The sequence below is a fragment of the Echinicola sediminis genome (assembly GCF_054777495.1).
Window position 1 is genome coordinate 1 of the sequence record NZ_BAAHAP010000253.1, and the last position, 564, is coordinate 564.

Consider the following 564-nt stretch of genomic DNA (forward strand, 5'->3'; position numbering starts at 1 on the left):
GATGTTCACGATGTCACCTCCCAGGTTTTGGGCCCTTAGGACCTCAACGCCTGCTTTGGAAACGGCAAACTGGCCTTTCACCAGGATGTCCTGCAACAGGTCCCAGTCTTGCTCAGAAGTCTGCTCGATCGGCTTGGAAATGGCCAGCCCGGCACAATTGACAATGATGTCCACACCGCCGAATTTCAGGGCCGCTTCTTTATAAGCCTTCACAATATCATCCCCCTTGGTCACGTCCATCACCGCACCGGCCCCTACGTCTTTGGAGTAGGTAGCCACCGCTTCGTCCAGACGGTCCTGGTTGATATCGGTGATAAATACGCAGGCACCTTCTTTGGCCAGCTTATCGGCAATGGCCTTGCCGATACCTCCTGCTCCACCGGTCACCAAAGCCACTTTTCTGGACAATGGCTGCTCCTTGGGCATCCTTTGCAGCTTGGCTTCTTCCAACAACCAGTACTCGATATCGAATGCTTCCTGCAATGGCAGGGCAACATATTCTGACACCGCTTCAGCACCGCGCATCACATTGATGGCGTTGATGTAGAATTCGCTGGCCACACG

General features: G+C 54.1%; 1 protein-coding gene. It reads right to left on the reverse strand.

The genetic code is table 11. The features are described from left to right. The coding region (locus ACYVAA_RS23040; protein ID WP_460546464.1) for an SDR family NAD(P)-dependent oxidoreductase at window positions 1–564 on the reverse strand (564 nt) is incomplete at both ends.